Raw genomic sequence first — 24728 nt, forward strand, 5'->3', positions numbered from 1 at the left:
TGTTAATTCGCTCACAAATTATTACTCAGGAAGTTTCTGCTGATGGGAATTTCATAAAGAGAGTGATAGTGTGCAGTTCTAATATTCAGGGTTGCTACTGATTACAGGCAAAACCTAAGCACTTCCGCCATCCGTGGTGGGGAGTGCTTAGGTTTTTTTTTGCCTTCAATTTATGGGGAGTTTAATTATTAAATAAAACAATGAGTTGTAAGTAAAGGTGCGATGCGGCTAAGCGGTTTAATGACCGACAACGCTCCTTTCTTCAAAAATAAAAAAATAAAATAAAAACGGGCAAAGTTATTGCCTGCGGACAGCTATTACTCCTACTCAGTCAGGTTGGATATATCTATGAATGACCAAAAAATAAATCGCCTGCTATCTTTACTGGCATTTTCACTATTGACGCCGGCGGCGTTGGCTGCCGAAACGCCGCCGTGGAACGGTACCGTATTAGGTTTTGAAAGCCCGCAAAAAGGCCTGCTCGGTGATATGTTTGGGATTCGCCCGATACTTGAGGATCGTGGGTTTAATTATAACCTCGGTTATCTCAATGAAATGGGCTATAACGCCGGCGGCGGCTATAACCATGATAAGCATCTGGCCTATATCGACCAGGTTGCGCTGACCTTTAACCAGGATCTTGAGCGCTGGACCGGGATCCCGGACGCGCGCATCGAAGGTAATATCGTGAACCGCAACCACAACGATAATCTGACCACCAAACGGCTGCAGGATCCGCGGGTTAACTTTAACGATCTCTCCCAGGAGAGCTGGGGCGGGCAGTCCATTACCCGCCTCGGCTGGCTAACCTTTGCCCGCAGCTTTGACGACCGGCGCCTGACCTGGCGAATTGGCATGATGAACAAAGTGCAAACGTTCGATCAGATCATTCCCTGCGACTTCCAGCTGCTCTCGCAGTGCGGCGGTAAATCCGCCAACTCGCTGACGTGGAATAACTGGAACGTGCATACCTGGGGGACCACCTTCGAATATAAGCTGATGCCGACGCTCACCCTGAAAGGGGGAGTGATGGAGCAGAACCCGCAGGCCGCTTCCCGTAGCCATGCGTGGAGCTGGTCTACGAAGGGCAGTAAAGGCGTGCTGCTGCCGCTGGAGATTGAGGCTCGTCCGACGATTAACGGCCTGTCGGGCGCGTATAACCTCGGCGTGCTGTTCACCAACGCGCCGCAGAGCGATTTATATTACGGGAAATCCGGCGGCCCCGGCGCGACGGACCCCGAAGGCTACGCGCAGCATAACCGGACCTGGTTCCTGTATGGCGGCATGAACCAACAGGTAACCCGGCACGCCGACGATCCTGACCGCGGGATGAGCCTGTCGCTGAGCGGCAGCTATAGCGACCAGCGTAGCAACTACATCCATACCGCCGTGGCCGCCTCGATGCGCTATCGCGGCCTGTTTGACGCCCGACCGGCGGACTGGATCGGCTTTGGCCTGACCTGGATGGATATGAGCGATAGCTACGCGCGCAATCAGCGCTATATGAACCAAATCAGCGGCGCCACGGACTACTATGATGCCAGCTATCAGCCGGTTGCCGGACATTCGCTGAACGCCGAACTCTATTACCGCTTCCGCCCGGTTTCCTGGCTTGAGCTGCAGCCCGGCCTGCAGTACTGGCACCGTCCCGGCGGCGTCGCCGAGACCCAGGATGCGTGGGTGGTGGAGTGGAAAACGGTGGTGACCTTCTAAAAAACGCCGCGGCGATACGCTATTAGTCGCGATCTGTATCACGTTTTTCCGCCTGGGCAGTTGAGACAAAGAAAGAAGTTGCTACAGTGCGGGAGTTGGATTGCTACTGCTTAGGCAGGCAAAACCTGATTTCCTGGCATCTGTCGGGAGTCAGGTTTTTTTGTTTCCGGGGTTCATATGCAAATCGCCAAAGTTCTTAATAACAATGTGGTGGTTATTCTCGACGAGCAGCAGCGCGAGCAGGTGGTGATGGGGCGAGGGCTCGCCTTTCAGAAACGCGTCGGTGACTCGCTGGATGAAAGTAAAATTGAAAAGGTCTTCGCGCTGCAGAGCGATGAGCTGGTCGGCCGTTTAGGAGAGTTGCTCAGTCAGATACCGCTGGAAGTGATGACCACCTGCGACCGAATTATTGAGCTGGCGCGCGGGCGGCTGGGCAAACTGCAGGAGAGCCTGTATATCACCCTGACCGATCACTGCCACTTCGCCATTGAACGGCAGAAAAACGGCGTGACCATCCGCAACGTCCTGCTGTGGGAAATTAAGCGGCTGTATCCGAAAGAGTTTGAGCTGGGGCAGGAGGCGCGGGCGATTATTGCCCGGCGGCTCGGCGTCGAGCTGGCCGAAGACGAGGCCGGGTTTATAGCCCTGCATCTGGTCACCGCCCAGCTCAACAGCGAAATGCCGGAAGTGATGCACGTCACCCGGGTGATGCAGGAAATTCTGCAGCTGGTGAAGTATCAGCTGCAGCTGAATTATGACGAAGAGTCGTTAAGCTACCAGCGCTTTGTCACCCATCTGAAGTTTTTCGCCCAGCGGATGCTGACCCGCACGGTGGTGGAAGATGATGACGTGACGCTGCACAGCGCGGTGAAGGACAACTACGCCAGGGCGTGGAAGTGTGCGGAAACCGTGGCCCGACATCTGCAGAAAAGCTATCAGCGGCAGCTGACGACGGAAGAGATTATGTTTCTTGCCATTCATATTGAACGGGTAAGAAAAGAGGGGCGTTAGCCCCCAGCGACCAAAAATTGGATTGTTACTGCATAACGCAGGCAAAACCTGAGCGCGACGCCATCCGGCGTTGTTCTCGGGTTTTTTTTATTTTAACACTCAGTCACGGGCTGCCTGAGGGCAGCTGAAGTCAAGGAAAACAGCATGGAATATAAAGCACTCGCGCAGGATATTCTTAGCCGGGTTGGTGGCAAAGCGAATATAGTGAGTCTGGTTCACTGCGCTACACGGCTGCGCTTTAAGCTTAAAGAGAATAAAAAAGCGGACGCGGAAGGGCTGAAGATGAATCCGGGCGTCATTATGGTGGTCGAAAGCGGCGGTCAGTTTCAGGTGGTGATCGGCAATCATGTCCACGACGTCTGGCAGGCGGTTCGCAGCGAAGCCGGGCTGACCGACGATAGCGAGCCGGTGGCGGAAACAGGGGAAAAAACCTCGATTCTCGGCCAGGTTATTGATGTGGTGTCCGGCATCTTCACTCCGTTTATCGGCGTCCTGGCGGCGTCGGGGATCCTCAAGGGGATGCTGGCGCTGGCGGTCGTGTGCGGCTGGCTGACTCCGCAGCAGGCAACGTATCAGATCTGGTTTGCCGCCAGCGACGCGCTGTTCTTCTTCTTCCCGCTCTTTTTAGGCTATACCGCCGGTAAAAAATTTGGCGGCAATCCGTTTATCACTATGGTTATCGGCGGGGCGTTAACCCACCCGCTCATGATTCAGGCTTTTGACGCCAGCCAGGCGTCGGGGGCCGGCACGGCGCATTTCCTCGGCATACCGGTGACCTTTATCAACTACAGCTCGTCGGTTATTCCGATAATTCTCGCCTCGTGGGCCAGCTGCTGGCTGGAGCGACGCAGTAACGCGGTGCTGCCGTCATCGATGAAAAACTTCTTCACACCGGCCATTTGCCTGGCGGTGGTGGTGCCGCTCACCTTCCTGGCTATCGGCCCGGTTGCCACCTGGCTGAGCCAGCTGCTGGCCCACGGTTACCAGATTATCTACGCGGTTGCGCCGTGGCTGGCAGGAGCCGCAATGGGCGCGCTGTGGCAGGTGTGCGTGATCTTTGGTCTGCACTGGGGGCTGATCCCGCTGATGATCAACAACCTGACGGTGCTCGGCCAGGATTCGATGATGCCGATGCTGCTGCCGGCGGTGATGGGGCAGGTGGGGGCTGCGTTGGGGATTTTCCTGCGCACCCGCGATGCGCGGCAAAAAGTATTGGCCGGGTCGGCTATCTCCGCGGGGATTTTTGGCATCACCGAACCGGCGATCTATGGCCTGAACCTGCCGCTGCGTCGCCCGTTTATCTTCGGCTGCGTGGCCGGGGCGATCGGCGGGGCGATTGTCGGTTTCAGCGACAGCCACGTTTACTCCTTCGGCTTTGCCAACATTTTCACCCTTGCGCAGATGATCCCGCCGCAGGGCATTGACGCCACCCTGTGGGGCGGCGCGATCGGTATGGTTGCCGCGCTGGTTATCTCCTGCGCGCTGACCTTTGTCGCCGGGCTGCCGAAGAGTCGCGAGGAGCAGGCCGCTGTCGTCACCGCTCCGGCAGGCGAAAACGATATTCTGGCGCCGATGTCCGGCAGCGTTCTGGCGCTGGATCAGGTTCCCGACGGCACCTTCGCCAGCGGCCTGCTGGGGCAGGGGGTGGCGATTATTCCCGCCACCGGCAAGGTCATCGCCCCGTTCTCTGGCGAAGTGGCCTCTTTATTTCAGACCAAACACGCGATTGGCTTACTCAGCGACGGCGGAATTGAGCTGCTGATCCATGTCGGTATCGACACCGTTAAGCTTAACGGCGCGCCCTTTACCGCCCACGTGAAAGAAGGGGATAAGGTGAAGGCCGGCGACCTGCTGCTTGAGTTCGATCGCCAGGCGATTCTGGATGCCGGCTATGACCTGGCTACCCCGATAATTATCAGTAACAGCGACGGCTATCGCAGCGTTGATATTGTATCTGGCAGCGTGGTTGACGCGGGCCAGCCGCTGCTGTCCGTCAGCCATTAATCACAGGAGAGAGAGATGAAGACATTCCCAAAAACGTTTTTATGGGGCGGCGCGACCGCGGCAAACCAGGTGGAAGGGGCGTATCTGGAAGAGGGGAAAGGGTTATCCACGTCAGATGTCCAGCCGCACGGCGTATTCGGCGACGTGGTTGAGCGCGCTGCCGGCGACAGCGGCATCAAAGATATCGCCATCGATTTCTACCACCGCTACCCGGAAGATATCAGCCTGTTCGCGGAGATGGGCTTTAACTGCCTGCGGGTGTCGATTGCCTGGACGCGTATTTTCCCCAACGGCGATGATAGCGAAGCGAACGAAGCCGGACTGGCCTTCTATGACCGGTTGTTTGATGAGCTGGCGCAGCACAACATCACTCCGCTGGTGACGCTGTCGCATTACGAAATGCCGTGGGCGCTGGTGAAAAACTACGGCGGCTGGGGCGGCCGCGAGGTTATCGGCTTCTTTGAGCGCTATGCGCGCACGGTGTTTTCCCGCTATCAGCATAAGGTCAAGCTGTGGCTAACCTTTAACGAAATCAACATGTCCCTGCATGCGCCGATGACCGGGGTCGGCCTGCCGGAAGGCAGCAGCAAAGCGGCGGTCTACCAGGCGATACATCATCAGCTGGTAGCAAGCGCGCTGGCGGTTAAGGCCTGCCACGAGATAGTCGAAGACGGGAAGATCGGCAATATGCTGCTCGGCGGCCTGATGTATCCGCTCAGCTGCCGTCCTGAAGATATCTTTGAAACCCTGCAGCAGAACCGCAGCTGGCAGTTCTTCGGCGACGTGCAGTGCCGTGGCGCCTATCCGGGCTATATGCTGCGCTATTTCCGCGAGCAGGATATCAGCCTTGAGATAACCGACGCCGACCGCGCGGCGCTGAAAGAGACCGTCGATTTTATCTCCTTTAGCTACTATATGACCGGCTGCGTGACCGCCGATGAAGAGCTGAATAAAAAGGCGCGCGGCAACATTCTCAGCATGGTGCCCAACCCGCACCTGGCGAGCTCGGAGTGGGGCTGGCAAATCGACCCGCTGGGCCTGCGTACGCTGCTTAACGTCCTGTGGGATCGCTATCAAAAGCCGCTGTTTATCGTTGAAAATGGCCTCGGCGCGAAAGATAAGGTTGAAGCCGACGGCAGCATTAATGATGACTACCGGATCGCCTACCTGAACGATCATCTCCTGCAGGTGCGGGAGGCTATCGACGACGGCGTCGAGCTGATGGGCTACACCAGCTGGGGGCCAATCGACCTGGTGAGCGCCTCGAAGGCCGAGCTCTCCAAGCGCTACGGTTTTATTTACGTCGATCGTGACGACCAGGGAAAGGGGACGCTGGCGCGCAGCAGGAAGAAGAGCTTTTACTGGTACAAAGAGGTCATTGCCAGCAACGGCGGTAGTTTGAAAGAGTAAGCCGCTCGCGGCCCGCACGCGCCGGGCCGCCTGCCGGTTACGCCGGTTTACGCGCGCGCAGTAAAAAGATCATCGGCCGTTCTTTTTCTTCATCGAGGCCCGGCTGGGCGGCAATTTGCTCCGCCGTCGGCCCCCACTCGTCGAGATGCTCAATCACGAAGCCGGCGGCAATCAGCAGGTTTATCCAGCTGGCGAGCTTGCGGTGCTGTTTTTTTACCCCATCGGCAAACCAGTTGCTGATGCGCTCACCCTCCTGCTGATAGTGGCTGACCGGCCAGCTTTTTTGCCCATCGGCATCTTCCTGCCAGCCCTGACGCAGCGGCGCGGTATAGACCGGATGTTCGGCGGAAAACACCAGCGTGCCGCCGGCGGTTAACGCCTGATAAACGGTGGCGAACAGCGGGGCCACCTCCGGAAGATAGTGCAGGGCCAGCGAGCTATAGACCAGTTCGCAGCTGTTGGCGGGCAGCGTCAGCGTTTGCAGATCGGCGCAGCGGTAGTCAATATCCTGACCCACGCTCATTTCGCGCGCGCGGTCGAGCATGCGGTTGGATAGATCCAGTCCGCTCACCTGAGCCGCCCCGCGATCGCGAGCCCAGCGGCAGAACCAGCCGTAGCCGCAGCCGAGATCGACGACCCGCAGGCCGGATAAAGGCGGCAGCATCTGCTGAATGGCGGCCCACTCGGGCGCGCCGTCAAGGCCCTTTACCGAACGGTCGAGGGTCGCGTATCCGGCGAAAAAGCGCGGATCGTCGTAAATATTCTGGCTCATGTTCACTCCGTGAATTCATTTATCTATTTTTAACCATCTGATTTGGCTGGCCACACGCTTTACTTAACGGCGCGAGGGCGATTAACTTATTATAACCGACCCTATTAAGTCATCTGACCTATCTCATGAACCTGAATCCGAGCAAACGCGTCCTCGCCGGGCTGCCCCTGGTCATTGCGCTGGCTGGCTGCGCGCCGTCACACGATACCGGCGCCCCGCAGCAGCAGCAGGCTCCTGCATCCCATGTGGCTACGGAGCTGCCTGCCAGCGTGAAAAACGGCTGGCCGCAGGAGAACTGGTGGCAGGATTACCGCGATCCGCAGCTGAACGGCCTGATTCAGCGAGCCTTAGCCAACGCGCCGGATATGCAAATAGCCGATCGGCGCATCAGGCTGGCGGAAGCTCAGGCGCGTATGTCGCAGGCCAACCTTGGCCCGGAGATGGACTTTTCCGCCAACGTTGAGCGGCAGAAAATGTCCTCAGAGGGGCTGATGGGCCCTTTTGCTACCGATACCGATGGCAATACCGGTCCGTGGTACACCAACGGCACCTTCGGCCTGACGGCGGGCTGGGATCTGGATCTGTGGGGTAAAAATCGCGCGCTGGTAAAGGCCCGCATCGGCGAAGTGAAGGCTCAGATGGCCGAGCAGGCGCAAACCCGGGAGCTGCTGGCCAGCAGCGTGGCGCGGCTCTACTGGCAGTGGCAGACCGAGGCGGCGGTGAAGGAGGTGCTGCGGCAGCTGAAGGATGAGCAGAACAATATCGTCAGCGTCGATCGGTCGCTGTACCAGCGCGGGATCACCAACTCGGTCGAAGGGGCGCAGAACGATATCAACGTCAGTAAAACCGATCAGCATCTGGCCGATGTGGCCGGCAGCATGAAGGAGATTGAGGCGCGTCTGATGGCCTTGACCAACGGCCAGAGCCAGGGGCTGAACCTCCGCCCGGCCCCTTTGCCCGCCGTCAGCACGCAAATGCCGGGCGAGCTGGGCTACGAGCTGCTGGCGCGCCGCCCGGACCTGCAGGAGGCGCACTGGTATATCGAAGCCTCTTTAAGCGAGGTGGATGCGGCGAAAGCGGCATTCTATCCGGATATTAACCTGATGGGCTTCCTGCAGCAGGATGCCCTGCACTTAAGCGATCTGTTCCGCCATTCGGCGCAGCAGATGGGGCTCTCAGCGGGCCTGACGCTGCCGATCTTTGATAGCGGTCGCCTGAACGCCAGCCTGGATATCGTCAGCGAGCAGAACAAGCTGTCGGTGGCAAAGTACAATAAAGCGGTCGTTGGCGCGGTGAACCAGGTGGCGAAGGCGGCAAGCCAGGTTGAGACCCTGATGGAGAAAAACCAGCAGCAGCAGCAGGTCGAAAAAGACGCCCGGCGGATGGTGGATCTGGCGCAGGAGCGGATGAATGCCGGGCTTCTGCCGGGTTCGAAAGTGAGCATGGCGAAGCTGCCGGCGCTCGAAGAGCGGATTTCCGCGCTTCGCCTGCACGGCCAGTGGCTCGACGCCAGCATTCAGCTGACCTCCGCGCTGGGCGGCGGCTATCGCCAGGCCGCGAAGTAATCCTCTTTTCCCCGGCGGCGACGCTGGCCGGGGTGGCCGCTTACTCTTTCCTTTGCGCCTCGCGGCGCTTTAGCCACCAGTGCGCGGCGATCGCCAGCACAACCGCGAGGATCAGCCAGATCGCATGCTTGAGATGGCCGTCAAGATGATGCAGCCACGGGCCAATGGCTTCTCCCCCCAGATAGCCGAGCGTGGTAAATAGCAGCGCCCAGACAATCGCTCCCAGGATATTGAGCGGCAGAAAGACCTTCGGCGGCAGGCGGCTGGCGCCGATCAGCAGCGGCCCGATGATGCGAAAACCGTACATAAAGCGCGTCCCGATGACGAACAGATAGGGGCGGCGCTGGATCATGCGCTGCGCCTTACGGATCCGCGCCTGCTGACGGGAAAAGCGTCGCAGCAGCCGGCCGCCAAAGCGCCTGCCCAGCAGATACAGCAGCTGATCGCCGATCATCCCGCCAAGCGCTACGGAGATGACCACCAGCGGAAACTTCAATAAGCCCTGATGCGCGGCCACTCCGCCAAGGAGGGTGATAGTTTCGCCTTCCGCTATGCTGCCGATGACCAGCGCAGCGTAACCATAATGGGAAATCAGGTTATTGATATCCATACAAAAAATTCTCCCTCCGCGCGGCATTTTTCAGCTAACGCTGGCGCGTGGCCTGTGCCAGACCCGGCCGCCAGTCTTAACCATCCTGAATGACGCGACGTATTTATCCTAAAGCCTAAGCATACACCCTGGCGCTTAAAATAAGGTTAAGTGCCTTTTTATCGCTGTACACAAAATAATCTCTCAGGGTGAATTATACTTGTATCACTGCTGTACGAGGCCGTGACAAGGGGGACGCTATGAACCATGTCTGGGGACTTTTCTCTCATCCGAATCAAGAGATGAGCGTTATCAAGAGCGAAAACGAAACGATTTCGCATCACTACACGCACCACGTGCTGATCATGGCGGCGGTTCCGGTTATCTGCGCGTTTATTGGTACCACGCAGCTGGGCTGGAACTTCGGCGATGGCACCGTGATAAAACCGTCGTTGTTCACCGGGCTGGCGCTCGCGGTGCTGTTTTATGCCGTGATGCTGGCCGGGGTGGCGGTGATGGGGCGGGTTATCTGGTGGATGGCGAGAAGCTATCCGCAGCGACCTTCGCTAAAACGCTGCATGGTGTTTGCCGGCTATGTCGCTACGCCGCTGTTTCTAAGCGGGATCGTGGCGCTCTATCCGCTGGTGTGGCTATGCGCGTTTGTCGGCACGGTGGCGCTGTTCTACACCGGCTATCTGCTCTATCTCGGGATCCCAACCTTCCTGAGTATTAATCGTGAAGAGGGGCTAAGCTTTGCCAGCTCCACCCTCGCAATCGGGGTGCTGGTGCTGGAAGTGCTGCTGGCAATAACCGTTATCCTCTGGGGCTACGGTTACCGGCTTTTCTAATAACATACATTGCCAGCATAAATGGATTTTTATGCTGGCAATGCAGCATTTGCTCACTATTCTTATTAGCCAGGCGCGGCTGTGGCGCGGTATGATGGCTTTTGCCAGCGTCGTTTTTGATTCAGCGGCGCAGCGTACGTGTATAACGTGCAAAAATACTTTTCAGAATGCTCACCATGCCGAAATTTCGAGTTTCTTTGCTCAGCCTGACTTTGCTACTGGCTGTTCCTTTTGCGCCCCAGGCGATAGCAAAAACCCCCGCGACCGTTCACGCCATGCAGCCGGATATCGCTTCCGGTAGCGCGATGATTGTCGATCTTGCGAGTAAAAAAATTGTCTACCAGAGCCAGCCGGATCTGGTTCGCCCGATGGCCTCCATCACCAAAGTGATGACCGCCATGGTGGTACTTGATGCCCATCTGCCGCTGGACGAGATGCTGAGCGTGGACATCAGCCACACCCCCGAAATGAAGGGCATCTATTCACGCGTGCGCCTGAACAGCCAAATCAGCCGCCGTAACATGCTGCTGCTGGCGCTGATGTCTTCGGAAAACCGCGCCGCCGCGAGCCTCGCTCACCATTACCCCGGCGGCTATGACGCCTTTATTCGCGCGATGAACGCCAAGGCGCAGGCGCTGGGCATGACCCATACCCGCTACGTCGAGCCGACCGGCCTGTCGATCCATAACGTCTCGACCGCGCGCGATCTGACTAAGCTGCTGATTGCGACCGAGCAGTATCCGCTGATTGGTCAGCTGAGCACCACCAAAGAGGATATGGCCACTTTCGCCCAGCCGGCCTACACGCTGCCGTTCCGCAACACCAACCATCTGGTGTATCGCGATAACTGGAATATTCAGCTGACCAAAACCGGCTTTACCAACGCCGCGGGCCACTGCCTGATCATGCGCACGGTGATTAATCAGCGCCCGGTGGCGCTGGTGGTGATGGACGCCTTTGGCAAATATACGCACTTTGCCGACGCCAGCCGTCTGCGGACGTGGATTGAAACCGGGAAGGTGATGCCGGTGCCGGCTTCTGCTCTGAGCTATAAAAAGCAGCGCGAAGCGCAGATGGCGGATGCGATGCTGAAAGGCGGCGCGCAGACCGCGCAGAACGACTAATCGGCCCCCAAACTCGGCCATAATAAGCGGCCAGTTCGGGGAATTGCCCGGACTGGCGCTTTTGCGCGCTCTGCGCAAGCGCCGCTCCCGGTTTTCGCCAGAAGCTACTCCGGGATCGTCAGGTCGCCGTCGCCAAGCCGACGCTGCATAATTAAGGTATCCCGCCAGTCGCCCATCTTGTAGCCCACGCTGCGCAGCTGGCCCGCCACGCTAAAGCCAAATTTTTTGTGGATCGCCAGCGAGCCGGCGTTATTGTGCCCGTCGCCGATAATAGCCAGCATTTGCCGCCACGGACCCTGTTCGCACTTCGCGATCAACTGTGACAGCAGGGCGCTGCCGATACCGCGCCCGCCCATGCCCGACTCGACGTAAATCGACTCTTCGAGGGTGTAGCGATAGGCGGGGCGAGGGCGGTAAAAGGTGGCGTAGCAGTAGCCGACAATGCTCCCACGCCACAGCGCTACCAGCCACGGCAGCCCGTTGTCGCGTACGGTTTTAATCCGCTTGCGCATTTCGTCGACGGTGGGGGGAATATCCTCAAAGGAGGCGCGCCCATTCAGCACGTGCCAGACGTACAGCGCGGCGATGGCGTGAGCATCATCGGGCAGGGCTTCGCGGATTTCTAATTCAGCGCTGTGTAACATATCCGCTTCGGACATGGTGGGGCTCCTTAAGCCAGGTTTACCGGAGACGCGTTTTCTTCGGCATGCAGCGTAATACATAACCCCGGTAGATGAATAGCCCTTCGGCCCACCCGCCCGCTGGCGACGGATAAGCCGAATGGGTTCGGCGGTTGGCCTCTGCTGCTGCGCCTACGAGGCGCTGCCGTCGCTCTCCTGGCGCTCGCCCCAGTATTTTTGCTTGCTGGTTTTGCCGATCCCCGGGTTCATGCTGTTGGTCGGATCGTTCTGGCGGTAGAACTGCTTTAAGCTCTCCGGCGCTTCGTAAAGATGCCCGACGTTGTGCTCGGCGGGATACTGCGCGCCGCGCTCTTTTAACAGCGCCAGCATTTTCTCCTTCAGCTCGTGGGCATCCACGCCTTTCTTGACGATGTAATCCTGGTGGAAGACGTGGCACATAAAGTGGCCGTAGTAGAGCTTATAGACCAGCTGGTCGTCGATGTCGGGCGGCAGATGCTCAAACCACTCGGTGTCGTTGCGGCGCAGCGCGATATCCAGCGCCAGAATATCCTCCACCTCGTCGGCGTGAACGGCCTGGTAGCGAATGGCGGCCCCCGCCGCGGCGAAGCGGTGCAGGAACGCCTTGCTGCCTTCTTCCGCCGTACAGACAAAGAAATCGCCCTCGGCCTGTTTAAAGTACTCCGTCAGCCACGCCTGGGCTTCCTCGACGCCGTCGCCCGCCATCTTCAGCAGCAGGTGATGCTCATATTTATCGCGCCAGGTTTTCATTCGCTCCGGCAGGTGCGCCGGGAAAACGTGACCGATCTTTTGCATAAAGCGGTCGGTGAAGTGCGGTTTAAACAGCGATACCTTCTCCAGAAGCGCATCGGTGCGGCCCTTCATGGTGAAGAAGAACGGCATTTTGTCGGTGCCGAGCTTGTCGATCATCAGGAAGGTGTCTTTGCCGTAGCGCTCGGCGATATCGTAGATATCGCGGTGCATATATTCCCCCGCCACCGGCAGATTTTTAAATTCAGCAAGAATATGACGACGGATTTCGGTCAGCACTTCAGGCCTGTTGCTGCCGATGTAAAACACCTGCTGGCGCTTTTCCGCCGGGAAGGTGTCCAGACGGGCGGCAAAGACCGCCAGCTTGCCGGCGCAGCCCGAAGACTCAAACAGGCGATCGGGGTCGGCGTTGTAGCGCGCCGGCGTGTCGGCGGTGACGTCGCGTACGCGGGTGACGTAATCATGATCGTGGGCGTGGCGGCCGTCGTGAAGGACGTCTTCATCTTTAATTCGATCGTCGTCGAGGCTGCTGAGGATCTGCTCCGGGGTGCTGCCGAGGTCGATGCCCAGATGGTTAACGAGGCGCAGCTTGCCCTGCTCATCAATCTGCGCAAACAGCGACATCTCGGTATAGGCCGGGCCGCGCTGGACCAGCGAGCCGCCGGAGTTATTGCAGATGCCGCCGATAACCGATGCGCCGATGCAGGAGGAGCCAATCACCGAGTGCGGCTCGCGGCCAAACGGCTTCAGCGCTTTCTCCAGTGAATAGAGCGTGGTGCCCGGGAATGCCAGCACCTGCTCGCCTTTACCCAGCAGATGCAGCTTGTCCAGGCGCAGGGTGCTGATAATCACGATGTCGCGATCGTAATCGTTGCCGTTCGGGGTGGAGCCTTCGGTGAGGCCGGTATTCGCAGCCTGCATTAAAATAATTTTATCGGCTTCCACGCAGGCGCTCAGCACCCGCCAGAGTTCCAGCAGCGTTCCGGGAAAAACCACGGCCAGCGCATCGCCGTGGCCGGAACGAAACCCTTTGCGATAGCGCTGGGTTTTTGCCGGGTCGGTTAACAGGTGCGAGGAGCCAACCAGTCTCGCCAGCTCGGTCAGAAAAGCGTTGTTATGTGGTGTTGCTGCAGATGACATGATCCACTCCTTGTGGTGGGACAAAAAACTCTGCACTAAGAATAGCGCTTTGTATGACAATTTGGTGCATGAATGTTTCGAAAAATCAGAGCAGAAGCCGAGCTTTCTACAGGCGTCTCGCCTATGTTTATGGCAAACTGCGGTTTTTATTATACTTGTCGTCTTACAAGCTGCGCGCGCCGCCAGCCTCGCCCTGTGCGGGCCGGCGCCGGGACGATGAGTCCCCCGGCTCGAAATTGATAGAGTATAGGTTTCGCCAAAATCCTCGCTACTGGAAGAAAAGAGAGATAACCATGAAATGGCTCTGTACTGTAGGCCTCGCCGTTAGCCTGGCGCTGCAACCCGCGCTGGCGGATGAACTGTTCGGCAACCATCCTTTGACTCCGCAGGCGCGGGATGCCTTCGTCAGCGAACTGCTGAAAAAAATGACGGTAGACGAAAAGATCGGCCAGCTGCGGCTGATCAGCGTCGGCCCGGATAACCCGAAAGAGGCGATCCGCGAGATGATCAAAGAGAGCCAGGTCGGGGCGATCTTCAACACCGTGACCCGCTCGGATATCCGCGTGATGCAGGACCAGGTGATGCAGCTCAGCCGGCTGAAAATTCCGCTATTCTTTGCCTACGACGTGCTTCACGGCCAGCGCACCGTCTTCCCGATAAGCCTCGGCCTGGCCTCCTCCTTTAACCTCGACGCGGTGAATACCGTCGGGCGCATTTCGGCCTATGAGGCCGCCGACGATGGCCTCAACATGACCTGGGCGCCGATGGTGGACGTCTCCCGCGATCCGCGCTGGGGACGCGCCTCGGAAGGCTTTGGCGAAGATACCTATTTAACCACCATGATGGGCAAAGCGATGGTTGAGTCGATGCAGGGCAAAAGCCCGGCGGACCGCTACTCGGTGATGACCAGCGTGAAGCACTTCGCCGCCTACGGCGCGGTGGAGGGCGGTAAAGAGTACAACACCGTCGATATGAGCTCGCAGCGCCTGTTCAACGACTATATGCCGCCGTACAAAGCGGGGCTGGATGCCGGCAGCGGCGCGGTAATGGTGGCGCTTAACTCGCTCAACGGTACGCCGGCCACCTCCGATGCGTGGCTGCTAAAAGAGGTGCTGCGCGACGACTGGGGCTTTAAGGGCATTACCGTTTCCGACCACGGCGCGATTAAAGAGTTGATCAAACACGGCGTTGCTTCCGACCCGGAAGACGCGGTGCGCGTGGCGCTGAAGTCCGGCATCAATATGAGCATGAGCGACGAGTACTACAGCAAATACCTGCCGGATCTGGTGAAGTCCGGCAAGGTGACGATGGCGGAGCTGGACGACGCGACGCGCCACGTGCTCAACGTCAAATACGATATGGGGCTGTTTAACGATCCGTACAGCCACCTGGGACCGAAGGAGTCAGACCCGCAGGACACCAACGCCGAAAGCCGCCTGCATCGTAAAGAGGCCCGGGAAGTGGCGCGCGAAAGCCTGGTACTGCTGAAAAACCGTCTTGAGACGCTGCCGCTGAAAAAATCGGGCACCGTTGCGGTTATCGGGCCGCTGGCTGACAGCAAGCGGGACATGATGGGCAGCTGGTCGGCGGCAGGCGTTGCCGATCAGTCGGTTACCGTGCTCACCGGGATTAAAACGGCGCTCGGCGATCGCGGTAAGGTGGTATACGCCCGCGGCGCCAACGTGACTGACGATAAAGGCATCGTTGATTTCCTCAACCTGTATGAGAAAGCGGTGCAGATCGATCCGCGCTCGCCGCAGGCGATGATCGACGAGGCGGTCGCCGCCGCGAAGCAGTCTGACGTGGTCGTCGCGGTTGTCGGCGAAGCGCAGGGGATGGCGCACGAAGCCTCCAGCCGCACCGATATCACTCTGCCCCAGAGCCAGCGCGATTTAATCAGCGCCCTCAAAGCCACCGGTAAACCGCTGGTGCTGGTGCTGATGAACGGCCGCCCGCTGGCGCTGGTCAAAGAGGATCAGCAGGCTGACGCGATTCTGGAGACCTGGTTCGCCGGCACCGAAGGCGGCAACGCCATCGCCGACGTCCTGTTCGGCGACGCGAATCCGTCCGGCAAGTTGCCGATGTCGTTCCCGCGCTCGGTGGGGCAGATCCCGGTCTACTACAGCCACCTCAATACCGGTCGTCCCTACAACGCCGACAAGCCGAATAAGTACACCTCGCGCTACTTTGATGAGGCCAACGGCCCGCTCTATCCGTTTGGCTACGGCCTGAGCTACACCACCTTTAGCGTATCCGACGTCAAAATGTCGGCGCCGACCATGCAGGCCGACGGCAGCGTGACCGCCAGCGTGCAGGTAACCAATACCGGCAAGCGCGAAGGGGCGACGGTGATCCAGCTGTACCTGCAGGACGTTACCGCCTCGATGAGCCGCCCGGTGAAAATGCTGCGCGGCTTCAAGCGCGTGACCCTCAAGCCGGGCGAGACCCAGACCGTCAGCTTCCCGATTGAGGTCGACGCGCTGAAGTTCTGGAACCAGAAAATGAAATACGCCGCCGAGCCGGGTAAATTCAACGTCTTTATCGGCGTAGATTCTGCCCGCGTGAAGCAGGGTGAGTTTGAATTGCTGTAGTTCAGGCGGGCGCGACGCGCTGACGTTGACTCTCTATCAGGCCGGGTAACCGGCCTTTTCTTTTCCTCTCACTGCGCATTTGGGCTACTCTTTTCTCTTAAGCTTCTGTAAATGGAGCGCAAATTAAAGAGGGAAGCGGGATGATGATTGCAAGCAAATGGTCGGGCGCCCTCGCGCTGGCGGCCCTGGTGAGCCTGCCGCTGCAGGCGGCGGAGCCGGTCAAAGTTGGCTCAAAAATTGATACCGAAGGGGCGCTGCTGGGCAATATTATTTTGCAGGTTCTGGAAAGCCACGGCGTGAAGACGGTGAATAAAATTCAGCTCGGCACCACGCCGGTGGTACGCGGCGCCATTACCGCGGGTGAATTAGATATTTACCCCGAGTATACCGGCAACGGGGCCTTCTTCTTTAAGCAGGAGAACGACCCGGCGTGGAAAAACGCGCAGCAGGGTTATGAGAAGGTCAAAACCCTGGACGCCGAGAAGAATAAGCTGATCTGGCTAACGCCTGCGCCGGCCAACAATACCTGGACCATCGCCGTGCGCCAGGATCTGGCGCAAAAAAACCACCTCACTTCGCTGGCCGATTTGAGCAGCTATCTGCAGAAGGGCGGTGAATTCAAGCTGGCGGCTTCCGCCGAGTTTATCGAACGCCCGGATGCGCTCCCGGCCTTTGAAAAGGCCTACGATTTCAAGCTTAATCAAAACCAGCTGCTGTCGCTGGCGGGCGGCGACACGGCGGTGACCATCAAGGCGGCGGCGCAGCAGACCTCCGGCGTCAACGCGGCGATGGCCTATGGTACCGACGGGCCGGTGGCCGCGCTCGGGCTGCAAACGCTGAGCGACCCGAAAGGCGTACAGCCGATCTATGCCCCGGCGCCGGTGGTGCGCGAAGCGGTGCTGAAGGCCTATCCGCATATGGCGCAGTGGCTGCAGCCTGTATTCGCCAGCCTTGACGAAAAAACGCTGCAGCAGCTCAACGCCAGCATTGCGGTGGAAGGGCTGGATGCGAAGAAAGTTGCCGCAGACTATCTGCAGCAAAAAGGGCTGTTGAAGTAGGTTTTGGTGGCTATTCGTTGCTATAACCGCGTTTCGCTGCTGCTGGCGCTTTTACTGCTGATGATGGTGGCTCTGCCGTTTGTGAACTATGCGCCGAACCGGCTACTCTCCGGAGAGGCGCGCTGGCTGTGGCAGAGCTGGCCGTGGCTGGCCGCCGCGCAGCTGGGCATGGCGATGGCCGTACTGCTGCTTTGCGCGCTGCCCGGGCGCTTACCGCTGCTGTTAACCTTCCTGATAGCCGATGCGCTGCTGCCGCTGCTGTGGTTCGGGGCCGGGCAGGCGGCGCTACAGCTGGCGCAAAGCGGGTCGTCGCTGGCGCGCACTTCGCCGGGCAGCGGGCTGTGGCTTTCGCTGGCGCTGTGCCTGCTGCTGGCCAGCGATGCGATACGGCGCCTGACCGCCCGGGCGCTGTGGCGCTGGCTGCTCAATGCGCAAATCTGGCTAATTCCCTGCATCCTGCTGGCGACGGGGATGCTTGACTCGCTATCGCTGCTAAAAGAGTACGCCAACCGCCAGGATATCTTTGACGATGCCCTGCGCCAGCATGTGCTCCTGCTGCTCGGCACGCTGCTGCCCGCTCTGCTCATCGGAGTCCCGGTGGGCGTGTGGCTCTGGCGGCAGCCGCGGTGGCAGGCGTCGGTGTTTACCTGCCTCAACGTCATTCAAACGATCCCTTCGGTGGCGCTATTTGGCCTGCTGATCGCGCCGCTTGCCGGCCTGACGCGCCGCTTTCCCGCGCTGGCTGAGGCCGGTATCTCCGGCACCGGAACGGCGCCCGCGCTGATTGCGCTGGTGCTCTACGCTCTGCTGCCGCTGGTGCGCGGGGTGGTCACCGGCCTGCAGCAGGTGCCGCGCGAAGCGTTGGAAAGCGCGGCGGGGATGGGCATGAGCGGCGGCCAGCGCTTCTGGCACGTACAGCTGCCGCTGGCGCTGCCGATACTGCTGCGCAGCCTGCGGGTGGTAAGCGTACAAACCGTCGGCATGGCGGTGGTGGCCGCGCTGATCGGCGCCGGGGGATTCGGCGCTCTGGTGTTCCAGGGCCTGCTCAGCAGCGCCCTGGATCTGGTGCTGCTTGGGGTGATCCCGACGATTGCGCTGGCGGTGGTGGTGGATGCGCTTTTTGCGCTGTGGGGCGCGTTGCTAAAAGGAGAGGCGGGTGATTGAATTTGACGGCGTAAACAAATCTTTTGCCGGGCAGCCGGCGGTGAAAAACCTCAATCTGCACCTGCGCGAGGGGGCGTTCTCGGTGCTGATCGGCACCTCCGGTTCGGGCAAGTCGACGACGCTGAAGATGATCAACCGGCTGGTTGAGCACGACAGCGGCACTATCCGCTTCGCCGGCCAGGATATCCGCGAGCAGCCGGTGCTGGCGCTGCGTCGGCGGATGGGCTACGCCATCCAGTCGATCGGCCTGTTTCCCCACTGGACGGTGGCGCAGAATATCGCCACCGTCCCGCAGCTGCAGAAGTGGCCGCGGCGGAAAGTGGCGGAGCGGGTTGATGAACTGATGGCGCTGCTGGGGCTGGAGGCCACGCTGCGGGCGCGCTATCCGCATCAGCTTTCCGGCGGCCAGCAGCAGCGGGTCGGCGTGGCGCGGGCGCTGGCGGCAAATCCTGAGGTTCTGCTGATGGACGAGCCCTTTGGCGCGCTCGATCCGGTGACCCGCGAGGCGCTCCAGCAGGAGATGATCCGTATTCACCGGCTGCTGGGGCGCACGATTGTGCTGGTCACCCACGATATTGACGAAGCGCTGCGGCTGGCGGATCACCTGGTGCTGATGGACGGCGGCGAAGTCGTGCAGCAGGGGGAGCCGCTGCAGATGCTGCTGCAGCCGAAGAATGACTTTGTCGAGACCTTTTTTGGCCGCAGCGAGCTTGGCGTTCGCCTGCTGTCGCTGCGCGGCGTCGCCGACTATCTGCGCCGCGATGAACGTCTCGCCGGAGATACCCTGAACGTGGCGATGACGCTGCGCGAGGCGCTGTCGCTGTTCGTGGCCCACCGTCGCGAGGTGCTGCCGGTGGTGGATGAACGGGGGGCCGCGTGCGGGACGCTGCATTTTGCCGATCTGCTGCGCGAGGAGGTACGGCATGAAGGTTCTGCGTGATCCGCTGCTGTGGCTGCTGGCGCTGTTTATCGCCATTCTGCTGGCGCTCCCCTACAGCGCGCCGCTGTTTAGCGCTCTGTTTCCGGAACTGCCGCGCCCGGTCTATCAGCAGCAGAGCTTTCTTTCGCTGACCCTCGCCCACTGCTGGCTGGTGGCGCTCTCCAGCCTCGCGGCAACCCTTATCGGCGTTGGGGCGGGGATTGCGGTAACGCGCCCCGCGGGCCGCGAATTTCGCCCGCTGGTGGAGACCATTGCCGCAATGGGGCAGACCTTTCCGCCGGTGGCGGTTCTGGCGATTGCCGTTCCGGTTCTGGGGTTTGGCTGGGAACCGGCGCTGATTGCGCTGGCGCTGTACGGCATACTGCCGGTGCTGCAGGGCACGCTGGCGGGCCTGAGCGCGGTGCCCTCGGGGGTTATTGAGGTTGCGCAGGGAATGGGAATGACCCGCTGGCAGAGGCTGGTAAAAGTCGAGCTGCCGCTGGCGGCACCGGTGATGCTGGCCGGTATTCGTACTTCGACGATCGTCAATATAGGGACGGCGACGATTGCCTCAACGGTCGGGGCCAATACCCTCGGCACGCCGATTGTTATCGGCCTGAGCGGGTTTAATACCGCCTATGTGCTGCAAGGGGCGCTGCTGGTGGCGCTGGCGGCGATCGTGGTCGATCGTGGGTTTGAGCGGCTGAATCAGCGAATCAGCCGACACCGCCGCGAACGATAAAGGAGTAACCGGCAAGCATAACGCCGCTGATCCCGCCGATAGCCATAAATAAGAACAGGGTAATAACCGCAATTTTTGCTGGCTTCATAATAGGCTCCTGATGTTAACGGGGCGATTATACGGTGAAGCGCAGGTGTTAATGAAACATTAATTGCTATTTAGCCAGATCGCGCGCCCTTGCTGCTGCCACTCCAGCAGCTGTTCCTGCTCGGCGGGAGCGGGCGTTTCGCCGCACCACACCAGCAGGGTGCTCTCGGGGAACAGCTCCGGGCGAATCTGCGTCAGCGAGTGGGCGACGACGTCGACCCGCCAGCCCTGTTCGCTGGCCACCCAGCCCTCCAGCCACAGCCGGGCGATATCGCCGGTGTTCCAGCCCACGACCAGCGCGTGGCTGCCGGGGTGCTTCCAGGCGCTGGCCAGGCTTTGCGCAATGTGGCTGATGAGGACCCCGTCGAGAATGCCGCGCAGCGCGATAAGCGTCGGCTGGGGGCTAAGCAGGCGATGGCGTAAAGGAACAAACAGGTGGTTGACCAGGGTGTGCGCCGGATAGCTGTGGCTGCGCTCTTTAATCCACGACCGCAGACGACGGTAGCTGCCGTCGTGCAGCAGCGTCAGCACGATCTCCTGCTGTTCGCGCCAGCCGCCTTCCTCCTGCGGGTCGCTGTCGGCGAGCAGCGTTTTGACCTTTCCTACCTGAACGCCGGAGTCAATCCAGCGCTTAATTTCGCGGATGCGGTCAATCTCCTGCTCGTTGAACAGGCGGTGGCCGCCGTCGGTACGCTGAGGTTTGAGCAGACCGTAGCGCCGTTGCCAGGCGCGAAGCGTTACCGGGTTAACGTCACAAAGCTGCGCCACTTCACCAATCGTATAAAGCGTCATCTCTTCCCCTCCCGCAGAATTCTCCTCCCTATAACTGTAGAAGCTGTTTGGGGAAGGGGAAATATTTGCTTATTTTTTGTTCTTTTCGCCGAGAGCAAGGCGCTAAGAAGTGTGATCGCGGCCATGAATGTTCATTTTCTTGTAGCGCTTCAAAGAAAGATTTGCCGGGGCGGTGTATGTTACGCGCTTTCAGGTGATGTGTGGTCTGCGGGTATGTACGAGTTCGATCTGGTGTTGCTGCTGCTCCAGCAGATGTGCGTCTTTTTAGTTATCGCGTGGCTGATGAGCAAGACGCGGCTGTTCATTCCCCTGATGCAGGTCACAGTCCGTCTGCCGCACAAGCTGCTGTGCTACGTTACCTTCTCAATTTTCTGCATTATGGGGACCTACTTCGGTCTGCATATTGAAGACTCTATCGCCAATACCCGGGCCATCGGCGCGGTAATGGGCGGCCTGCTCGGCGGGCCGGTGGTCGGTGGCCTCGTGGGGCTGACCGGCGGGCTGCATCGCTACTCCCTTGGCGGAATGACCGCGCTAAGCTGCATGGTTTCGACCATTGTCGAAGGGCTGCTTGGCGGGCTGGTGCACAGCATCCTCGTGAAGCGCGGGCGGCCGGATAAGGTCTTTAGCCCGCTGACCGCCGGAGCGATCACCTTCTTTGCCGAACTGGTGCAGATGATGATTATCCTGCTGATCGCGCGCCCGTTTCAGGACGCCCTCCATCTGGTTCAGAGCATTGCCGCGCCGATGATGGTCACCAACACCGTTGGCGCCGCGCTGTTTATGCGTATCCTGCTCGATAAGCGGGCGATGTTTGAAAAATACACCTCGGCGTTTTCCGCTACCGCGCTGAAGGTCGCGGCCTCGACGGAGGGGATCCTGCGCCAGGGGTTTAACGAAGAGAACAGCATGCGGGTGGCGCAGGTGCTTATCCAGGAGCTGGATATCGGCGCGGTGGCGATTACCGATCGCGACCGGCTGCTGGCCTTCACCGGCATCGGCGACGATCATCATCTTCCCGGCAAGCCTATCTCCTCCCTCTACACCCAAAAGGCGATCGAAAGCGGCGAAGTGGTATACGCCGACGGCAACGAGGTTCCCTACCGCTGCTCCATCCACCCGCACTGCAAGCTCGGCTCAACGCTGGTGATCCCGCTGCGCGGCGAGAACCAGCGGGTGATTGGCACCATCAAACTGTATGAGGCGAAGAACCGTTTGTTCAGCTCAATCAACCGTACGCTGGGCGAGGGGATTGCCCAGCTGCTGTCGGCGCAAATTCTTGCCGGGCAGTATGAACGACAGAAGGCGCTGTTAACCCAGTCGGAAATTAAGCTGCTGCATGCCCAGGTTAATCCACACTTTCTGTTCAACGCCCTGAATACCCTCAAGGCGGTGATTCGCCGCGACAGCGATCAGGCCGGCCAGCTGGTGCAGTATCTGTCGACCTTCTTTCGCAAAAACCTGAAGCGGCCGTCGGAAATTGTCACCCTGGCGGATGAGATTGAGCATGTGAATGCCTATCTGCAGATTGAAAAAGCGCGTTTTCAGGCCAATCTACAGATTCAGATGCTGGTGCCCGACGCGCTGGCGCATCACCAGCTACCGGCGTTTACGCTGCAGCCGATCGTGGAAAACGCCATTAAGCACGGCACCTCGCAGCATCTTGGCGTGGGCGAGATTATCATTCGCGCCAGCCAGGACGCGCGTTGGCTGCAGCTGGATATCGAAGATAACGCCGGGCTGTATCAGGCCAATCCGGACGCCAGCGGACTCGGCATGAGCCTGGTGGACCGGCGGCTGCGGGCGCGATTTGGCGCTGAGTGTGGAATTACCGTGACCTGTGAAGCCGAGCGCTTTACCCGAGTTACGCTGCGACTGCCCGTGGAGGAGAGCGCGTGTTAAAAGTATTAATCGTTGATGATGAGCCGCTGGCGCGTGAAAACCTGCGTATTTTGCTGGAAGCGCAGAGCGATATTGAGGTCGTGGGGGAGTGCGGTAACGCCGTTGAGGCGATTGGCGCGGTGCACAAGCTGCGCCCGGACGTGCTGTTCCTCGATATCCAGATGCCGCGCATCAGCGGGCTGGAGATGGTCGGCATGCTCGACCCCGAGCACCGGCCCTATATCGTGTTCCTTACCGCCTTCGACGAATATGCGGTTAAGGCGTTCGAAGAGCACGCGTTTGACTATCTGCTCAAGCCGATTGAGGCCGCCAGGCTGGATAAAACTCTGGCTCGCCTGCGCCAGGAGCGCAGCCTGCAGGACATTTCGCTACTCGACGGCGCTCAGCAGGCGCTGAAATATATCCCCTGCAGCGGCCATAGCCGGATCTGGCTGCTGCAGATGGAGGACGTGGCGTTTGTCAGCAGCCGGATGAGCGGTATTTACGTCACCGACAGCGAAGGGAAGGAGGGCTTCACCGAGCTGACCCTGCGCACCCTCGAGAGCCGAACGCCGCTGCTGCGCTGCCACCGTCAGTATCTGGTCAATATGGCCCACCTGAAGGAGATTCGTCTGGAGGAGAACGGCCAGGCCGAGCTGCTGATGCGCGCCGGGCATACGGTGCCGGTTAGCCGCCGCTACTTAAAAAGCCTGAAAGAGGCGATTGGTCTGTAAAACGGCAGAATCGTGGTAGACTTAGCGCCAGTATTTTTCATCATGAAGGCATTATGATCAGCAACGATATCCTACGTAGCCTGCGCTACACCTTGAAAACCAATAATAATGGCCTGGTGCGTATTTTTGCGCTCGGCGATTCCGTCGTCAGCGCAGAGCAGCTGGTACCGTGGCTGAAAAAAGAGGACGAGGACGGCTTCCAGCGCTGTCCGGATATCGTCCTGTCGATCTTCCTGAATGGTCTGATTTACGACAAACGCGGTAAAGATGAGTCCGCGCCGCCGCTGGCGGTTGAGCGTCGGGTGAATAACAATGTCGTGCTGAAAAAGCTGCGCATTGCCTTCTCTCTGAAGACCGACGATATTCTCGCCATTTTGACCCAGCAGCAGTTCCGCGTCTCAATGCCGGAAATTACCGCCATGATGCGCGCGCCGGAGCATAAAAACTTCCGCGAGTGCGGCGACCAGTTCCTGCGCTATTTCCTGCGCGGTCTGACCGAGCGCGTGCACGCCGCCAAACCCTGAGTTTCTGCATCAGGCGGCCCGGCTGGCGCAGCGCTTAGCCGGGCTACGGCCTACTTCACTTCCTGAAAACCCTGCTCTTCGAGTAGTTTTGTCGACACGGACATCGAAACAAACTGCCGCGAGCAGTCGGTGAACATCGATCCCGGTAGCTTGCACAGTTCGCTGATTTTCGCCTCGTTAAAATCGACGCTCAGGTGTTCCTGCGCATAGCTGTCTTTATAGTCGATGGTTTGCTCCACCCCCTTTATGCTGCGATAAACGCTGCTCATCGGTTCAATAATGGCCCGCGCCTGCTCTTCATTGCTGGCGCCGATGGTTTTATAGGGGATGATGTTGTTGGCGTCCTGACGTAGGACTTTGTCGCCCTCATAATAATAGGTAAAACTGAGTTCGACGCCTTCGGCCGCGCGGTTAAAGGTTTTGCTCTGCTCTTTTTTATTGTCGCAGGCGGTCAGCGCCGTGGTCAGCAGAGCGACGACGGCAAGCGCGGTGAGCTTGTGTGTATATTTCATCCCGGTTCCCTGTGTTGATATTAATACCGTTCCGTTGTCAGAATAGCGTATTGATTATTGTTCTTATTAGCAGGGCGTGCAAATTAAAGAGCCTGCCGGGAGAGGCTTCAGGCAAAAAAAACGCTGCCGGGGCAGCGTT

21 protein-coding genes and 1 pseudogene are annotated in these 24728 nt (G+C 59.3%); 15 read left to right on the top strand and 7 right to left on the bottom strand.

Features of this window, described 5'->3' with window-relative positions; genetic code table 11:
• Positions 1-348: 348 nt before the first annotated feature.
• From QFI97_RS09705 to QFI97_RS09720, 4 genes and pseudogenes are all read left to right on the top strand, one after another.
• Positions 349-1713, top strand: a complete 1365-nt coding sequence (locus QFI97_RS09705; protein WP_095100751.1) for a carbohydrate porin — start codon at positions 349-351, stop codon at positions 1711-1713.
• A gap of 177 nt (positions 1714-1890) precedes the next feature.
• Positions 1891-2724, top strand: a complete 834-nt coding sequence (gene bglG, locus QFI97_RS09710) for a transcriptional antiterminator BglG (protein WP_095100754.1) — start codon at positions 1891-1893, stop codon at positions 2722-2724.
• A 32-nt stretch (positions 2725-2756) separates the two neighbouring features.
• Positions 2757-4728, top strand: a pseudogene (gene bglF / locus QFI97_RS09715) (PTS beta-glucoside transporter subunit IIABC).
• Between the two features lie 15 nt (positions 4729-4743).
• Positions 4744-6138, top strand: a complete 1395-nt coding sequence (locus QFI97_RS09720) for a glycoside hydrolase family 1 protein (protein WP_346431015.1) — start codon at positions 4744-4746, stop codon at positions 6136-6138.
• Positions 6139-6175: 37 nt separating this feature from the next.
• Here QFI97_RS09720 and QFI97_RS09725 read toward each other — a convergent pair whose 3' ends face one another.
• Positions 6176-6910, bottom strand: coding sequence for a class I SAM-dependent methyltransferase (locus QFI97_RS09725; protein ID WP_346431016.1), 735 nt, complete (start codon positions 6908-6910; stop codon positions 6176-6178).
• Between the two features lie 125 nt (positions 6911-7035).
• Between QFI97_RS09725 and mdtQ the strand changes: the two genes are divergently transcribed.
• Positions 7036-8475 carry a multidrug resistance outer membrane protein MdtQ gene (gene mdtQ, locus QFI97_RS09730; protein ID WP_346431017.1) on the top strand — a complete coding sequence of 480 codons (1440 nt, stop codon included), beginning with the start codon at positions 7036-7038 and terminating at the stop codon, positions 8473-8475.
• A 40-nt stretch (positions 8476-8515) separates the two neighbouring features.
• Here mdtQ and QFI97_RS09735 read toward each other — a convergent pair whose 3' ends face one another.
• The gene (locus tag QFI97_RS09735) at positions 8516-9085 is read right to left on the bottom strand and encodes a DedA family protein (RefSeq protein WP_095100766.1); all 570 of its coding nucleotides are present in this window, start codon (positions 9083-9085) and stop codon (positions 8516-8518) included.
• Between the two features lie 239 nt (positions 9086-9324).
• Between QFI97_RS09735 and QFI97_RS09740 the strand changes: the two genes are divergently transcribed.
• Together QFI97_RS09740 and pbpG are read left to right on the top strand one after the other, a co-directional pair.
• Positions 9325-9912 carry a Yip1 family protein gene (locus QFI97_RS09740; RefSeq protein ID WP_045855849.1) on the top strand — a complete coding sequence of 196 codons (588 nt, stop codon included), beginning with the start codon at positions 9325-9327 and terminating at the stop codon, positions 9910-9912.
• A 176-nt stretch (positions 9913-10088) separates the two neighbouring features.
• Positions 10089-11036, top strand: a complete 948-nt coding sequence (pbpG, locus tag QFI97_RS09745; RefSeq protein ID WP_095100767.1) for a D-alanyl-D-alanine endopeptidase — start codon at positions 10089-10091, stop codon at positions 11034-11036.
• 104 nt (positions 11037-11140) lie between these two features.
• Here pbpG and QFI97_RS09750 read toward each other — a convergent pair whose 3' ends face one another.
• Complete coding sequence (locus tag QFI97_RS09750; RefSeq protein ID WP_041146457.1) at positions 11141-11695, bottom strand: GNAT family N-acetyltransferase; 555 nt, start codon at positions 11693-11695, stop codon at positions 11141-11143.
• Positions 11696-11848: 153 nt separating this feature from the next.
• Positions 11849-13585: a D-lactate dehydrogenase gene (gene dld, locus QFI97_RS09755; protein WP_095100769.1), complete on the bottom strand. Its 1737-nt coding sequence runs from the start codon at positions 13583-13585 to the stop codon at positions 11849-11851.
• Positions 13586-13878: 293 nt separating this feature from the next.
• Between dld and bglX the strand changes: the two genes are divergently transcribed.
• The 5 genes from bglX (at position 13879) to QFI97_RS09780 (ending at position 20059) form a co-directional block, all read left to right on the top strand.
• Entirely contained in the window at positions 13879-16176 is a 2298-nt protein-coding gene (bglX, locus tag QFI97_RS09760) for a beta-glucosidase BglX (RefSeq protein WP_346431018.1), read from the top strand.
• Positions 16177-16316: 140 nt separating this feature from the next.
• Positions 16317-17234, top strand: coding sequence for a glycine betaine ABC transporter substrate-binding protein OsmF (gene osmF / locus QFI97_RS09765; protein WP_346431019.1), 918 nt, complete (start codon positions 16317-16319; stop codon positions 17232-17234).
• A gap of 6 nt (positions 17235-17240) precedes the next feature.
• Positions 17241-18398, top strand: a complete 1158-nt coding sequence (locus QFI97_RS09770) for an ABC transporter permease (protein WP_346431020.1) — start codon at positions 17241-17243, stop codon at positions 18396-18398.
• A complete protein-coding gene (locus QFI97_RS09775; RefSeq protein WP_095100777.1) occupies positions 18391-19338 on the top strand; it encodes an ABC transporter ATP-binding protein in 948 nt (315 codons plus the stop codon). The genes QFI97_RS09770 and QFI97_RS09775 overlap by 8 nt, the downstream gene beginning before the upstream one ends.
• Positions 19322-20059 carry an ABC transporter permease gene (locus QFI97_RS09780; protein ID WP_346431021.1) on the top strand — a complete coding sequence of 246 codons (738 nt, stop codon included), beginning with the start codon at positions 19322-19324 and terminating at the stop codon, positions 20057-20059. Before QFI97_RS09775 ends, QFI97_RS09780 begins: the two co-directional genes overlap by 17 nt.
• On the opposite strand, the gene QFI97_RS09785 is transcribed toward QFI97_RS09780, so the two are convergent.
• Both QFI97_RS09785 and QFI97_RS09790 read right to left on the bottom strand, forming a co-directional pair.
• On the bottom strand, positions 20034-20147 hold the full coding sequence (locus QFI97_RS09785) for a protein YohO (protein ID WP_071844955.1): 114 nt from the start codon (positions 20145-20147) through the stop codon (positions 20034-20036). The genes QFI97_RS09780 and QFI97_RS09785 overlap by 26 nt on opposite strands.
• A gap of 59 nt (positions 20148-20206) precedes the next feature.
• Positions 20207-20938 (bottom strand): MerR family transcriptional regulator, encoded by a 732-nt coding sequence (locus tag QFI97_RS09790; protein WP_095100781.1) that lies wholly within the window; start codon positions 20936-20938, stop codon positions 20207-20209.
• A gap of 213 nt (positions 20939-21151) precedes the next feature.
• Between QFI97_RS09790 and QFI97_RS09795 the strand changes: the two genes are divergently transcribed.
• Genes QFI97_RS09795 through QFI97_RS09805 form a run of 3 tightly spaced genes read left to right on the top strand, consistent with a single transcriptional unit; the run spans position 21152 to position 24077 of the window.
• Positions 21152-22840 (top strand): sensor histidine kinase, encoded by a 1689-nt coding sequence (locus tag QFI97_RS09795; RefSeq protein WP_095100783.1) that lies wholly within the window; start codon positions 21152-21154, stop codon positions 22838-22840.
• Complete coding sequence (gene btsR, locus QFI97_RS09800) at positions 22834-23553, top strand: two-component system response regulator BtsR (protein WP_095100785.1); 720 nt, start codon at positions 22834-22836, stop codon at positions 23551-23553. The genes QFI97_RS09795 and btsR overlap by 7 nt, the downstream gene beginning before the upstream one ends.
• 53 nt (positions 23554-23606) lie before the next feature.
• Positions 23607-24077 carry a YehS family protein gene (locus tag QFI97_RS09805; RefSeq protein ID WP_095100787.1) on the top strand — a complete coding sequence of 157 codons (471 nt, stop codon included), beginning with the start codon at positions 23607-23609 and terminating at the stop codon, positions 24075-24077.
• A gap of 50 nt (positions 24078-24127) precedes the next feature.
• On the opposite strand, the gene QFI97_RS09810 is transcribed toward QFI97_RS09805, so the two are convergent.
• Positions 24128-24589, bottom strand: coding sequence for a YehR family lipoprotein (locus tag QFI97_RS09810; RefSeq protein ID WP_331834696.1), 462 nt, complete (start codon positions 24587-24589; stop codon positions 24128-24130).
• Positions 24590-24728: the final 139 nt, after the last annotated feature.

It is taken from the genome of Klebsiella scottii (assembly GCF_036561945.1).
In the GTDB taxonomy this organism is placed as follows: Bacteria; Pseudomonadota; Gammaproteobacteria; order Enterobacterales; family Enterobacteriaceae; genus Klebsiella; species Klebsiella scottii.